The following is a 13,444-nucleotide window of genomic DNA, read 5'->3' on the forward strand; positions in this document are numbered from 1 at the left end:
GGTGAGACCTGCTTCACCGCCCGCCACGGCGGCGAGGAATTCGTGCTGCTGTTCGCCGGGCTGGGCGCGGAGGCCGCCAAGGCGCGGCTCGATGCGATCCGCCGCGCGCTCGGGGCGCGGGTGCTGATGAACCGCGACACCGGCCAGCCGTTCGGCAAGATCACCTTCTCGGGCGGGGTCGCCGAAGTCACCGACGACGCCGACACCCGCGGCGCGCTCGCCCGCGCCGATGCGGCGCTCTATCGCGCCAAGCAGCAGGGCCGCAACCGGATCGAGCTGGGTTAGGCCCCTCCCGGCCCGTCGACCTCGGCATCATAGGCGAGGCTGGCGTAGATCTGCGCTTCTGCCCCCGCAGTGATGATCGTGCGCACCCGCGCGCCGGCCGCGCGCGCCTCGGCGGCGAGCGTCTCGGCGCTGGCCCAGGCTTCCGCCTCGCCGCCCGGACGGTGGACCGCGAAGATGGTCAGCGTCGCGCGCGGATCGGGGGCCTGCGCCTCCAGCCATGCACCGAGGCTCGGCCCCTCCGCAACCGGACGGAACAGCGCCTGCGCGGCGGCGATCTCGGCTGCGGGCTGGGCGGCCTCGCGCGCGGCTTTCTCCTGCACCGCGCGCGCGGCGAGCTGGCGGCCGGTCTCGGCCTCGGCGGCAGGCAGGGCGGAGAGTGTCAGCAGGAACAGGATCAGGGCGAGGTCGGCGAGGATCAGCTGCCAGCCATGACCGCCCCGCCCGGAACCTGCTCTTGTCCCCGCCCGCAGGGACGCGGCAGTGCGGTTCATGCGACACCCCGCAGATGGGCGCGCCGCTCGCGCTGGGCGGCTTCCGCGCCGTCGACCTGAACGACGAACCAGTCGGCCAGCGCCTCGCGTGCGGCTTCGTCGGCGAGACCGCGCCGCTCGATCGCGCTCGCCAGCGGAAAGCAGGCGAGGTGCGCGATCAGGGCGCCGTAGAGCGAGGTCAGCACGGCGGTCGAGACCGCGGTCATGATCATTGCGGTCGCGCCGACCCCTGCGCCCGCAGGGGTAAGCTGGGTCAGGCCGTAGAGCGTGCCGATCAGCCCGAACACCGGGGCCAGCTCGCCCGCGCAGGTGAACACCTGCACCGCGGCGTAGCGGCGCTCCTCGGCGATGGCGCGGTCGGCGCGGCGCAGCCCGGCGAGCGTGTCGAGCGCGCCGTGACGCAGATAGGAGGCGACCAGCGCGGCCAGCGCCGGGTCGGGCGGCAGCGGCGGGTCGGCACGGCGCGAACCCTCGCGCTGGATCGCGCCCGCCGCCTGCGCCAGCGCCTTGCGGTTGGGCTCGCCCGCAAAGCCGCCGCGCAGCAGCCGCGCCGCCGCGCCGAGCGCCTCGCGGGAATCGGCCAGGCCGCAGCGCGCCAGCGTGGCGATCACCGTTCCGAGGGCCACGACCCCCAGCGCGGCGGGATCGAACAGCGACGACATCGTGGGCGGCATGGCGGATCCCTCCTGGTGGCAACAGGCGGAAGAACGGCAGCGCGCCCCGCCGATTAAGCGCCCGGAACCTGCGGCAGGGGTTTGCCCGGAGGTGCTGCGCCGGGCGGCAAAAGCCTGCCGCTCGTCCCCCGCGCTGCAGGCCGCGCGCCGCCAGTGAGCGGGTTTGGCACGCTTCCTGCTGAACCGCTGGCAACCCCGCGGGCCGTGCCCGCCCGCAGCAAGGAGGCTCTGAATCGTGAGCGAGCGACTTTTCGGAATCCACGGCGCCGCGCTGACCCTGCGCTCCGAACGCATGGGCGTGATCGCGTCGAACATCGCCAATGCCGCGACCCCCGGCTACAAGGCGCGCGACATCGACTTCAACGCCGCGCTCGATGCCCGGCTGGGCAATGCCCGTGGCCGCGCGCGCCTCGGCGGCGGCGAGGCCACGCTGCTCTACCGTCAGCCCACCATGCCCTCGCTGGACGGCAACACGGTCGAGCTGAACCGCGAACAGGTCGCCTTTGCCGAGAACGCCGTGGCCTATTCGGCCACCCTGAGCTTCGTGCAGGGCCGGGTGAACACCATCACCCGCGCGCTGAAGGGCGAGTGAGGCCGATGCCCGAACGCTCCCCCATGACGCTGTTCAGCCTCACCACCCGCGCGATGAGCGCGCAGATGGTGCGGATGAACGCGGCGACATCGAACCTCGCCAATGCCGGATCGGTCTCGTCCACCGAGGAAGGCGCCTATCGCCCGATCCGCGCGGTCTTCGCCGTCGAGCTCGATCGCGCCTCGGGTCTGGCCGGGGTCACCACCAGCGGGCTGGTGCGCGCCGATACCGCGCCGACCAAGCGCCACGATCCCTCCAATCCGCTCGCTGATGCCAATGGCGACGTCTTCGAAGCCCCCGTCGATGAGACCGCCGAGATGGTCGAGATCATGGACGCCTCGCGCCAGTACCAGAACCTGGTGCAGGCACTCCAGACCGCCAAGCAGCTGATGCTCGATACCCTGAGGAGCCAGTGATGAACACCACCAACACCACCAACAGCCTGCCCCCCGCCGCACAGGCGACGCTCGACCGCCTCAACACGCCCTCCACCCTGAGGGGCGGCGGGCTCGGCTCGCTCGATGGCGGGGACTTCATCCGGCTGCTGACCACCCAGCTGACCTTTCAGGACCCGCTCGAGCCGACCGACAACCAGGACATGCTCGCGCAGATGGCGCAGTTCTCCGCGCTTGCCGCCACCACCGAGAGCGGCGCGACGCTCGAGGACATCGCCGCCAAGCTCGACCGCCTGATCGAGGCGCAAGAGGCCACCGCCCGCGCCGCGGCTGCCGCCAATCCCGCCCCCTGACCCCTTCCCCAAGCAGAGGATCAAACCCCCATGTCGTTCTTCACTTCGCTGTCCGGCCTCAAGAACGCCGAGACCGACCTGCGCGTCATCGCCCACAACATCGCCAACGCCGAGACGGTGGGCTTCAAGAAGAGCTCGGTGCAGTTTGCCGATCTGGTCGCGACCGGCTCGGCCACCGATCCGCGCCGCAGCCCGGGCATCGGCGCGACCGTCGCCGGGATCACGCAGGACTTCGTGCTCGGCCCGCTCGAGCAGACCGGCCGCGCGCTCGACCTTGCGATCGACGGTGACGGCTTCTTCGCGCTCGCCAATCCCTTCTCGGGCGAGGTCAGCTATTCGCGCAACGGCAACTTCCGCCTGACCGCGGTCGGCGAGCTCGAGGATTCGTGGGGCAACCGCCTGCAGGCCTATCCGGTCGATGCCGCGGGCAACCCCACCTCGACCACCGCCGCCGATGTCAACGTGCCGGTCGCCAATGCCGCGGGCGTGTCGCTCGCCAACGTCACGATCAACAACCGCGGGATCGTCATCGCCGCCTATGCCGATGGCAGCACCGAGCCCGTCGGGCAGGTCGCGCTGGCGACCTTCGCCGCGCCCAACGGGCTGCGCTCGATCGGCCAGACCAAGTGGCAGGCGACCGGCGAGAGCGGCGCGGCCGTTTTCGGCAACCCGGGCATCGGCACCTATGGCGAGATGATCAGCGGCGCGCTCGAACGCTCGAACGTGGAACTGGCGGAGGAGATGGTCGCGCTGCTCACCGCGCAGCGCAATTTCCAGGCCAACGCCCGCGCGATCGATACCGCCACCCAGATCTCGCAGACCGTGCTGAACCTGCGTTCGTAAGTGAGCTGAGACGATGGACCGGCTGATCTACACCGCCATGACCGCGATGAACGCGGCGATGGACCGGCAGCGGGTGGTGGCGAACAATCTCGCCAACGCCTCGACCCCGGGCTTTCGCCAGGAGATCTTCGCGGTCACCCCGGCCGTGCTGCGCGACGGCTCGCTCGAGGCGCGCGCGCCCGCGCGCGGCAATGTCCGCGGCGCGGACATGCGGGTAGGGCGCGTGGTGCCGACCGGCAATGCGCTCGACGTGGCGCTCGAGGGCTCGGCGCTGATCGCGTTCCAGTCCCCCGACCGCCAGGGCGAGGTCTATTCGCGCCGCGGCGACCTGCGCGTCGGCGCGACCGGGGTGCTCGAGAACGGCGAGGGGCTCGCCGTGCTCGGCGAGACCGGCACCCCGATCACCGTGCCGCCGGGCTTCATCCTCAACATCGCCGCCGATGGCACGGTGCTCGCGGGCGATCCGGCGGCGGGCGATGCGCCCCCCGAGGCGGTCGGCCGCATCCGGCTGGTCAATCCCGAGGGCAGCCCGCTCGCCAAGGGGATCGACGGCTTCCTCAAGGTGCCCACGGCTGCGGGCGGCACCGGCGTCCTGCCCCCCGATCTTACCGCGCGCCTGACCCCGGGCGCGCTCGAAATGTCCAATGTCGAGACCGCCGACACGCTGGTGCAGATGATCGAGGCGCAGCGCGCCTTCGAGCAGCGCGCGCGCATCATCGCCACCGCGGGCGAGCTCGACGAGAGCGGCAGCACGCTGATGTCGCTGCGCTGATCCCCCTTTCTTCACGGAGACCCGACCCATGCCCACGTCCGCCCTTCACGTCGCCCGCACCGGCCTCGAGGCCCAGGATGCGCGGATGCGCGTCATCGCCAACAACCTCGCCAACATCGGCACCACCGGCTTCAAGCGCGACCGGATCGACTTCGCGACGCTCGCCTATCAGGAGCAGCGCAGCGCCGGCCAGCCCTCGACCGGGCAGACCGCCTTCGCGGTCGGGCTCAACCTCGGGACGGGCGTGCAGATCCAGGGCACCACGCGGATCCAGACGCAGGGGAGCATGAACCCCACCGGCAACACGCTCGACATCGCGCTCGATGGCGACGGCTTCTTCCAGGTCGAACTGCCGGGCGGCGGCCAGCCGGGCTATACCCGCGCGGGCAATTTCACCCTGTCGAACGACGGCACGCTGATCACCTCGCAGGGCTATGCGCTCCAGCCGCCGATCCAGATTCCGGCAGGCGCGCAGTCGATCACCATCGCGCCCGACGGCACCGTCAGCGCGCTCACCCCCGGCAATGCCGAGGCGACGCTGATCGGCCAGCTTTCGGTCGCGAGCTTCGTCAACCCGGCGGGGCTCCGGGCGATCGGCGACAACTTCCTGGTCGAAACCGCCGCCTCGGGCCCGGCCGAAACCGGCTTTGCCGGCGAGAACGGGCGCGGGCAGATCCGGCAGGGGATGCTCGAGGCCTCGAACGTCAATGTCGTCGAGGAGCTGGTCGAGATGATCGAGACCCAGCGCGCCTACGAGATCAATTCCCGGATGGTGAGCGCGGTCGACGAAATGCTGCAAAACGCCAACCAGACGCTGTGAGGAAGGTCATGGAGGGTCGTTTCATCGCGCTCGCGCTCGCCGCGCCGTTCCTGCTCGCCGCCTGCGGCGGGCTTGGGGGCAAGGGGCCGCAGCCGGGCTTCACCGCGCCGCCCCCGCCGGGGACAATGCTCACCGCCGCATCGCCGCAGGGCGATCCGGCAATGCCGCTGTCCGGGCCCGCGCCCGTGCCGCAGCCCGTCAGCGCGGGCGCGATCTTCCAGAGCGCCAACGGCTATTCGGGTCTCGTCACCGGCACCCGGGCGCGCCAGCTCGGCGACATGGTGACGATCATCCTCACCGAGGCCACCACCACCTCCAAGAGCACCACCGGCCAGACCAGCCGCGAAGGCAGCCTCGGGATCACCCCGCCGACCAAGGGCCCGCTCGATTTCCTTGACCCCGAGGCCCTTAAAGCTGCGGCCGAAGGGTCGTTCACGGGCAGGGGCAATGCCGGACAGCAGAGCCGCCTCAACGGTGCGGTCGCGGTGACCATCGCCGCGCTCTATCCCAACGGAACCGCCGAGGTGGTCGGAGAAAAGCAGATGATGTTCAGCCAGGGAGACGAGTGGGTGCAATTCGCCGGCCGCATCCGGCTGGTCGACATCGACGGCGACAACCGCCTCGCCTCCTCGCAGGTCGCCAATGCGCGGATCATCTATTCGGGCAAGGGCGCGGTGCAGCAGGCCAGCCGCCCGGGCTGGCTGAGCCGCTTCTTCAACCTGATCTCGCCGTTCTGAGGAGGACAGGCCCATGACCCGCACCCGCATCCTCGCCCCGATCCTCTACCTGCTGATCGCGCTGATTGCCGGGCAGATCCCGCTGCCCGCCCATGCCGAGCGCATCCGCGATCTCGGCCAGTTCGAAGGGCTGCGCGCGAACCAGCTGACCGGCTACGGCATCGTCGTCGGGCTCGCCGGCACGGGCGACAACAACCTCGCCTACGCCACCGAGGCGATGCGCGGCGTCTCGGGCCGCCTCGGCCTGCCGCTCCCGCCGGGCGTGAGCCCGACCTTGCGCAACGCCGCGGCGGTGATCGTCACCGCCGAACTGCCCGCCTTCGCCAAGCCGGGGCAGCGGATCGACATCACGGTCTCGACCCTCGGGCAGGCGTCTTCCCTCAGAGGCGGCGCCCTGGTGCTGACCCCGCTCTACGGGGCGGACGGGCAGATCTACGCGATGGCGCAGGGCAACGTCGCGGTCGGCGGCCTCGGCGTCAGCGGACGGGACGGCTCGCAGGTCAGCGTCAATGTCGCGACCGTCGGCCGGATCGCCGACGGGGCGAGCGTCGAACGCGCGGTCGCCACCGGCTTCGACACCGCGCCTGCCCTCAAGTTCAACCTCCACAAGGCCGATTTCCTCACCGCCGCGCGCGTGCGCGATGCGATCAATGCGCGCTATCCCGGCATCGCCAGCATCGCCGACGGCGTGTCGATCGCGCTCGCGCTGCCGCAGGGCAACGACGCGCGCTCGGGACTGATGGCCGAGATCGAGATGCTCAGCGTGACGCCAGCGCCGGTCGCGGCGAAGGTGATCGTCAACAGCCGCACGGGCACCGTCGTCATCAACGATGCGGTGCGCCTTGCGCCTGCCGCGGTCAGCCACGGCAAGCTGGTGATCCGCATCGACGAGAACCCCACCGTGGTCCAGCCCGCACCCTTCAGCCAGGGGCAGACCGCGCTCGAGCAATCCTCCGACATCAGCATCGAGGAGCAACAGAGCCGGATCGCCTATGTCCCCGGCGCAGCCTCCTTGAACGAGATCGTCGATGCGCTGAACCTGCTCGGCGTGGGCGCGGCCGATCTGGTGGTGATCCTCGAAAGCCTGAAGCAGGCCGGCAGCCTGCAAGCCGAAATGGTGGTGCTGTGATGATCGGCCCGCTCTCCCCCGCGCGCGCCGTGGCTGCGCCGCTGACGCCCGAGCAGGCCGAACTTCGCAAGGCCGCCGAGGGCTTCGAGGCGATCATGGTGCGCAAGATGCTCGAAACCGCGCGCGCCGCGAAGTTCACCGAGGAGACCCCGCTCACCGGCGGGGGCATGAAACAGTTCGAGGCGATGCGCGACGAGCACTTCGCCGACATCGCCGCCAAATCGGGCGCCTTCGGGTTTGCCCGCAGTATCGAGGCGAGCCTCGCGCAATACCTCCCTGCCAAAGGTGACAGCTGATGCCGACCGCGATCTTCACCATTGCCCGCTCGGGGCTCACCGCGACCCGCCGCAGCCTCGAGCTGACGGCGCAGAACGTCGCGAATGCCGAGAACCGGGATTACTCGCGCCGCACCCTGACGCAGGGCGAGCTGGTGATGACCGGCAATATCGGCAACAACGCGCAGGATTCCCTGGGCGGGGTGAGGCCCGGGGTGATCGAGCGCGCTGAAAGCGCGCTGGTGCAGCGCCAGGCGCGCGATTCGTCCTCGGCGCAGGCCGCGGCCGATGCCCAGTTCTTCGCGCTGAAGGAAGCCGAAAGCGCGCTCGAAACCTCGGGGGTCTATACCGGCCTCGTCGATTTCGAGGCGGCGCTGACCCGGCTCCAGAACAACCCGACCGAGCCTGCCCTGCGCCTTTCCGCGCTCGAGGCGGGACGCAAGATGGCGGGCAATTTCCGCATCGCCAACGGCACCCTCGCCAATGCCCGCAGCCTGGTGCAGGCCGAGACCAGCGCCAAGACGCTGACGGTCAACGAACTCGCGGGCGAGCTGGCCAAGGTCAACGCCGACCTCGTCGGCTCGCGCGAGGGCACGGCGGGCCGCGCCGCGCTGCTCGATGCGCGCGACAAGGCGCTGCGCGGCCTTGCCGAGGAATTCGGCATCGGCGCGACGATCAACCCCAACGGCACCGCCGACGTGGTGCTCGAAGGCACGCCCCCGCTCGCGCTGGTGACGGGCGGCGCCGCGCAGACGCTGGCGACCAGCTTTGCTGCCGACGGCACTGTCACTTTCACTCTCGGCGGCACGGCCTTCGTCCCCTCCGGCGGGGCGATGGCGGGCCGGGCGGGCGCGCTGGCCGAGATGGCCGGGCTCCAGACCAGCCTCGATGGCATCGCGGTCTCGGCAATCGCGCTTTCGAACACCGCGCAGGGCAATGGCGTGGGGCTTGATGGCAATCCCGGCCCCGCCTTCTTCGCGGGCACGGGCGCAGCGGACATCACCGTGGTTCTCGCCTCGGCCGACGGGCTTGCGACCGCCCCCGCAGGCGCACCGGCCGGGAGCCGCGACACCGCCAACCTTGGCGCGCTGATCGCTGCGCTGGGCGATGCGAGCGGGCCGATCACCGGCACGGATTCGCTGCTGCTCGGACTCTCCAGCCGCGTCTCCGCGCTCGAGACCCGCAAGGACGGGCTCGCCGTCGTCGCCGCCAGCGCCGAGGCCGAGCTGCTGCGCGAGACCGGCGTCGATCTCGACACCGAGGCGGCCAATCTCGTCCGGCTGCAACAGGCCTTCGAGGCCAACAGCCGGGTGATCCAGGTCGCAGCCCAGCTGTTCGACACGATCCTCGACCTCAGGTAAGGGAGCGCTGCGAGATGCCCTCGATCACCAATTCCGCCGGTTCCTTCTTCAACCGCTCGCTCGCGCAGATGGCCGAGCTGCGCAGCGGGATCGAACGCACCCGCACCCAGATCGCCACCGGCCGCAAGATCGAGCGCGGCTCGCAGGATCCGGCGGCGGCCGCGCAGCTGCGCAGTGTCGCGCGGCGCGAAGCGCTGGCCGAGGTCGAGGGCGACAACGCTGCGCGGCTCGGGCAGGATCTGGGCGCGGCGGCGAACGAGGTGCAGGCGGTGACCGACCTGCTCCAGCGCGCGCGCGAACTCGCGGTGCAGGCGGCGAGTTCGGCGACGGGCGCCGATGGGCGGCAGGCGATCGCCTTCGAGCTCGAGCAGCTCCAGCAGGAGCTGTTCAGCCGTTCCAACGCGGTCTCGCTGACCGGCGAGCCGCTGTTCGCGGGTCAATCGACCGACACGGCCTTCTCCCGCGATGCGGCCGGCGTCGTGACCTATGCCGGAACGCCCTCGAGCGGCGCGGTGCCGGTCGCGCCGGGCACCGCGATCGAGCGCGGGCTGCCGGGCAGCGAGGTGTTCGAGTTCGATCTCGGCGGCACGCCGTCGAGCGCCTTCGCGGTGCTGGCCACGCTCACCACCGCGCTCCAGGGCGGCGCGGGCGATCCGGTCGCGGCAGCCAATGCCAGCCTCGCCGGGATCGACGCCGCGCTCGACACCACGAACCGCGCCACCACCATCCTCGGCACGCGCATGGCCTGGGTCGAGCAGGTCGAAGACCAGCAGGCCGACCGCCGGGTCGCGCTCGCCGAGCGCCGCAGCCGGGTGGGCGACACCGACATCGCCGATGCCATCGCGCGGCTCCAGCAATCGCTGACCGCGCTCGAGGCGAGCCAGGCTGCCTTTGCCCGTGTCAGCTCGCTGACGCTGTTCGACGCGCTGCGCTGAGGAGACGGGGCCCGTGTTTGCTGCCATCGGTATTGTCGTTCTGCTGGCCATGGTGTTCGGCGGGTTCATCCTCGCCGGCGGTGCCATGGGCCCGGTGCTGGCGGCGCTCCCGCTCGAATTCATGATGATCGGCGGCGCCGCGACCGGCGCGACGCTGATCGGCAACTCGATGCACGAGATCAAGCTGCTCGGGGCCGGCTTCGGGCGGGTGTTCAAGGGGCCCAAGTACAACGACCAGGACCATATCGATGCGATCGCGCTCACCTCCAAGCTGATGAAGCTGCTGCGCTCGGAAGGTGCGGTGGCGCTCGAAAGCCACGTCACCGAGCCCGGGTCCTCGACGCTGTTCTCCGAATATCCGCGCCTCCAGGCCGATCCGGTGGTGACCGCGATGATCTGCGATCCGCTGACGCTGATGGTGGTCTCCTCGGGCACGCTCGATACCCACGCGGTCGAGGACATCATCGACAGCGCGATCAAGACCCAGCTGCAAGAGATGGACGAGCCGCAGCACATGATCCAGTCGCTCGCCGACGCGCTGCCCGCATTGGGGATCGTCGCGGCGGTGCTCGGGATTATCAAGACCATGGGCGCGATCGACCAGCCCCCGGCGGTGCTCGGCAAGATGATCGGTTCGGCGCTGGTGGGGACGTTCCTCGGCGTGCTGCTCGCCTATGGCCTCGCCGGGCCGCTGGGCGCGCGGCTGAAGCAGATCAACACGCATGACCAGCAGATCTTCCATTCGATCAAGCAGGTGATCATCGCCAGCCTCCACGGCTATCCGCAGCCGCTGGTGCTCGAGGCCGCGCGCTCGGGCCTGCCCCCGGCGCACCGTCCGAAGCTCACCGACCTCCTCGACATGATGCGCGGGCGCTAGGGGCTCTGACATGGCCGACGCAGGCGGAGCCATCCCGGCACCCATCATCGTCAAGAAGGTGACCATCGTCGAAGGCGGCCACCATGGCGGCGCGTGGAAGGTCGCCTATGCCGACTTCGTCACCGCGATGATGGCCTTCTTCCTGCTGCTGTGGCTGCTCGGCGCGACCGAGGAAAAGCAGCGCAAGGGGATCGCCGACTACTTCACCCCGACGCTCGTCAAGCTGCGCGAGGAAAGTGCGGGGAGCAACGGCTTGCTGGGCGGCTCGTCGATCACCGATGTCGACAACTACCCCAATCGCCAGGGCCAGACCGGTCAGCAGACCCTCACCATCCCGCGGGATGCGTCGGGCGGTCCGCAGGCTGCCGGACGGCAGACCAGCGAGACCGAGCAGGCCAATCGCCTTCGCGACCTGCGCGCGAAGATCGAGAAGAAGCTCGCCGAGCGCCGCACGCTGAAACACCTTGCCCGTCAGGTGCGGGTGATGCGCGCGCCCGACGGGTTCCGGATCGATCTGATGGACAATGCCGATTTCTCGATGTTCGAGCTCGGCACCACGATCCTCACCAAGGAAGCCCGCGACCTGCTCGAGGTGATGAGCGAGACGCTCAAGGACGAGGCGGCGCCGCTGATCGTGCGCGGCCACACCGATTCGCTGCCGTGGCGCGGCGGGGTTAAGACCAACAACTGGTCGCTCTCCGCCGGCCGGGCCGAGGCGACGCGACAGGCGCTGGTGCTGGGCGGGGTGACGCAGAACCGCTTCGCCCGGATCGAGGGCGTGGCCGACACCGAACCGCTCGTCACCGACGACCCTGCCGACCCGCGCAACCGCCGCATCTCGCTGCTGCTGCTCGAGGGCCGCGGCGCGGCTTCGGGCGGGCCGAGGGCGGCCGCGCCGGCGGCGCCCGAGGGCAAGGGCAAGGCGGCGGGGCGGCGCTGACCCGTCAGCCCATGCCCGCAGCCGCGCTGCTTCGGCCCGGGCCCCCGCCTTCCAGCCAGTCGGCCAGTTCGTCGTAATTGGCGATGATCTCGCGCAGCGGCCGGGCATTGATCTTGCGCAGCGGGGTCGAGACCGGGCGGTGCGGCAGGCCGAGAAAGTCGAGCACGCGGTTCGCGGTCGCCTGGTGCGCCGCGGCAGGCTCGAGATCCTCTTCATAGATCACGCGGGTGTGCGGGATCCCCTCGAGCGCCGCACGCTCTTCCTCGGCATAGGCGAGCCGCTCGGCGATCGCCGCATCGAGCGCCGCGCGTTCGACCCGCACCGCGGTCGTCTCGGGCCGGTCGTCGAGCTTGTGATACTCCTTGCGCGCCTCGGCGACGAGGTTCGAGAGCACGTGGCGCACGCGGTCCTCGCGGGTGAGGTGGATGATTCGCCAGCCCTCGCCGTGGAGCTGCCGCAGGAAGGCGCGCGGGTCGATCGGCGCGGCGCCCGCGGCGATGCGGTCGCGGTTCAGGTGGTAGACCTTGACATGGGCAAGGAAGCTGCGGCGCCCCGTCCGGCGGGCATGACCGCGCAGGAAGGCGTGGGGGTAGCGCACCCGCTCGTGCCCCTCGCCCAGCAGCTCCCCGCGCGAGGCGAAATGGCCGGTCGAGGCGAGCAGGCTTTCGAGCACCGTGCTCCCCGATCGCCCCTGCGCGAAGATCAGCACCGGGATGCTCCGCGGCTCGCCCGGCAGCAGCCCCTGCGCATAGGCCCACAGGTCGCTGGCCTGCCGCCGCAGCGGATCGAGCGGGGCGGGCACGTTGAGCATTGCGAACCTCCTCCTGTCGCCACGTGGCGTGGGGCCGCTGTGCCGCGCGCGCGGGCGGCCTGTCGCTAACCTGCGCTGCTTTCTCGCGGGCCGACGAAAAGAAGCCCGGAGCCTGTGAAGGCTCCGGGCTCTCGTTGGCCCCCGCTTCAGGGGAAAAGCGGCGGCGCGGGGACTTGGCGCTTAGCGGAGCAGCGACAGCACGTTCTGCTGCGACTGGTTCGCCTGGGCGAGCATCGCGGTCGAGGCCTGGCCGAGGATCTGGGCCTTGGCGAGCGCGGTCGTTTCCGCCGAGTAGTCGGTGTCTTCGATCCGCGAACGGGCTTCGGTCAGGTTGGTCGAAACGTTGGTGAGGTTGGCAACCGCCGAGCTGAGACGGTTCTGCACCGCACCCAGGTCAGCGCGGGCCGTGGTCACGGCGCCGATCGCGGTGTCGTAATCATCGAGCGACGCGGTGGTCACTGCGCCCGGGGTCGCACCGAAGGTGACAACCGCCGACAGATCGCCGCCCGCCACATCCAGCTCCGGCAGATCGATGTCGATCGTGTCGGCGGTCTGCGCACCGGCCTGGACGGTGATGGTGTTGGTCGCGGTCGAGAACAGGTTGATGCCGTTGAATTCGGTGTTCTCGACGATCTGGTTGATCTGCGAAGCCAGCGCGTTCTGCTCGGTTTCGATGTTGGCGATGTCTTCGGCCGAGTAGGTGCCGTTGGCCTTCTGCACGGCCAGTTCGCGGCTGCGCTGGAGGATGTTGGTGATTTCGTCGAGCGAACCTTCCGCGGTCTGGGCAAGGCTGATGCCGTCGTTGGCGTTGCGGACGCCCTGGGCGATGCCGCGGATCTGCGAGGTGAAGGACGCGGCAATCGCGAGGCCCGCAGCGTCGTCCGAAGCGCTGTTGATGCGGCGGCCGGTCGACAGACGCTCGGCGGCGACGCCCAGCATCTTGGCAGCATCGGTGCTGGCGTTGGTGGCGCGCAGCGCCGAGATGTTGGTGTTGATCACGTTCATTGTTCAAACTCCCGAATGGTCAGGCAGGACGAACAGGCCCGTCGCTGCTGGCCCTAAGAGCGGCCACCGTTCGGGATGTTTAAGGCGAAAAAATAATGCTTTCCAATCAATGGTTTGAGCGAAAGGCGGCGATGGGCCGCCGGATCCTG

General features: G+C 70.3%; 18 protein-coding genes. 14 read left to right on the forward strand and 4 right to left on the reverse strand.

Annotated features, from left to right (window positions below; translation table 11 throughout):
- Positions 1–285 (forward strand): diguanylate cyclase (locus AX692_RS12230; protein ID WP_155646315.1); only part of this gene is annotated, 285 nt, incomplete at its 5' end.
- Here the strand turns inward: AX692_RS12230 and AX692_RS12235 are convergent.
- Positions 282–776, reverse strand: coding sequence for a hypothetical protein (locus AX692_RS12235; RefSeq protein WP_073973115.1), 495 nt, complete (start codon positions 774–776; stop codon positions 282–284). The two genes, AX692_RS12230 and AX692_RS12235, sit on opposite strands and share 4 nt — an antisense overlap.
- Positions 773–1,450 (reverse strand): MotA/TolQ/ExbB proton channel family protein, encoded by a 678-nt coding sequence (locus AX692_RS12240; RefSeq protein ID WP_073973116.1) that lies wholly within the window; start codon positions 1,448–1,450, stop codon positions 773–775. Before AX692_RS12240 ends, AX692_RS12235 begins: the two co-directional genes overlap by 4 nt.
- A gap of 235 nt (positions 1,451–1,685) precedes the next feature.
- Here AX692_RS12240 and flgB point away from each other — a divergent pair, with 235 nt between their 5' ends.
- The 13 genes from flgB to AX692_RS12305 are packed head-to-tail and all read left to right on the forward strand — an operon-like array spanning position 1,686 to position 11,479.
- Positions 1,686–2,042: a flagellar basal body rod protein FlgB gene (flgB, locus tag AX692_RS12245; protein ID WP_073977708.1), complete on the forward strand. Its 357-nt coding sequence runs from the start codon at positions 1,686–1,688 to the stop codon at positions 2,040–2,042.
- A gap of 5 nt (positions 2,043–2,047) precedes the next feature.
- The gene (gene flgC, locus AX692_RS12250; protein ID WP_073973118.1) at positions 2,048–2,458 is read left to right on the forward strand and encodes a flagellar basal body rod protein FlgC; all 411 of its coding nucleotides are present in this window, start codon (positions 2,048–2,050) and stop codon (positions 2,456–2,458) included.
- Positions 2,458–2,790 (forward strand): flagellar hook capping FlgD N-terminal domain-containing protein, encoded by a 333-nt coding sequence (locus AX692_RS12255; RefSeq protein WP_081095285.1) that lies wholly within the window; start codon positions 2,458–2,460, stop codon positions 2,788–2,790. Before flgC ends, AX692_RS12255 begins: the two co-directional genes overlap by 1 nt.
- Positions 2,791–2,820: 30 nt before the next feature.
- Positions 2,821–3,633, forward strand: coding sequence for a flagellar hook-basal body complex protein (locus tag AX692_RS12260; RefSeq protein ID WP_073973119.1), 813 nt, complete (start codon positions 2,821–2,823; stop codon positions 3,631–3,633).
- A gap of 13 nt (positions 3,634–3,646) precedes the next feature.
- Positions 3,647–4,405 (forward strand): flagellar basal body rod protein FlgF, encoded by a 759-nt coding sequence (locus AX692_RS12265; protein ID WP_073973120.1) that lies wholly within the window; start codon positions 3,647–3,649, stop codon positions 4,403–4,405.
- A gap of 28 nt (positions 4,406–4,433) precedes the next feature.
- Positions 4,434–5,225 (forward strand): flagellar basal-body rod protein FlgG, encoded by a 792-nt coding sequence (gene flgG, locus AX692_RS12270; RefSeq protein ID WP_073973121.1) that lies wholly within the window; start codon positions 4,434–4,436, stop codon positions 5,223–5,225.
- Between the two features lie 8 nt (positions 5,226–5,233).
- A complete protein-coding gene (locus AX692_RS12275; RefSeq protein ID WP_073973122.1) occupies positions 5,234–5,962 on the forward strand; it encodes a flagellar basal body L-ring protein FlgH in 729 nt (242 codons plus the stop codon).
- A 13-nt stretch (positions 5,963–5,975) separates the two neighbouring features.
- Positions 5,976–7,091, forward strand: a complete 1,116-nt coding sequence (locus AX692_RS12280; RefSeq protein ID WP_073973123.1) for a flagellar basal body P-ring protein FlgI — start codon at positions 5,976–5,978, stop codon at positions 7,089–7,091.
- The gene (locus AX692_RS12285; protein ID WP_073973124.1) at positions 7,091–7,387 is read left to right on the forward strand and encodes a hypothetical protein; all 297 of its coding nucleotides are present in this window, start codon (positions 7,091–7,093) and stop codon (positions 7,385–7,387) included. Before AX692_RS12280 ends, AX692_RS12285 begins: the two co-directional genes overlap by 1 nt.
- Entirely contained in the window at positions 7,387–8,727 is a 1,341-nt protein-coding gene (gene flgK, locus AX692_RS12290; protein ID WP_073973125.1) for a flagellar hook-associated protein FlgK, read from the forward strand. Before AX692_RS12285 ends, flgK begins: the two co-directional genes overlap by 1 nt.
- Before the next feature lie 14 nt (positions 8,728–8,741).
- Positions 8,742–9,662 (forward strand): hypothetical protein, encoded by a 921-nt coding sequence (locus AX692_RS12295; protein WP_073973126.1) that lies wholly within the window; start codon positions 8,742–8,744, stop codon positions 9,660–9,662.
- 13 nt (positions 9,663–9,675) lie between these two features.
- Complete coding sequence (gene motA, locus AX692_RS12300; protein WP_073973127.1) at positions 9,676–10,539, forward strand: flagellar motor stator protein MotA; 864 nt, start codon at positions 9,676–9,678, stop codon at positions 10,537–10,539.
- Between the two features lie 10 nt (positions 10,540–10,549).
- Entirely contained in the window at positions 10,550–11,479 is a 930-nt protein-coding gene (locus AX692_RS12305) for a flagellar motor protein MotB (protein ID WP_073973128.1), read from the forward strand.
- Positions 11,480–11,483: 4 nt separating this feature from the next.
- Here the strand turns inward: AX692_RS12305 and AX692_RS12310 are convergent, their stop codons facing one another.
- The gene (locus AX692_RS12310) at positions 11,484–12,290 is read right to left on the reverse strand and encodes a hypothetical protein (RefSeq protein WP_073973129.1); all 807 of its coding nucleotides are present in this window, start codon (positions 12,288–12,290) and stop codon (positions 11,484–11,486) included.
- A 180-nt stretch (positions 12,291–12,470) separates the two neighbouring features.
- Positions 12,471–13,295: a flagellin gene (locus AX692_RS12315; protein ID WP_073973130.1), complete on the reverse strand. Its 825-nt coding sequence runs from the start codon at positions 13,293–13,295 to the stop codon at positions 12,471–12,473.
- Between the last annotated feature and the right edge of the window lie 149 nt (positions 13,296–13,444).

Origin of the sequence: Erythrobacter donghaensis, from assembly GCF_001557325.1 — a bacterium.
Lineage (GTDB): Bacteria > Pseudomonadota > Alphaproteobacteria > Sphingomonadales > Sphingomonadaceae > Erythrobacter > Erythrobacter donghaensis_B.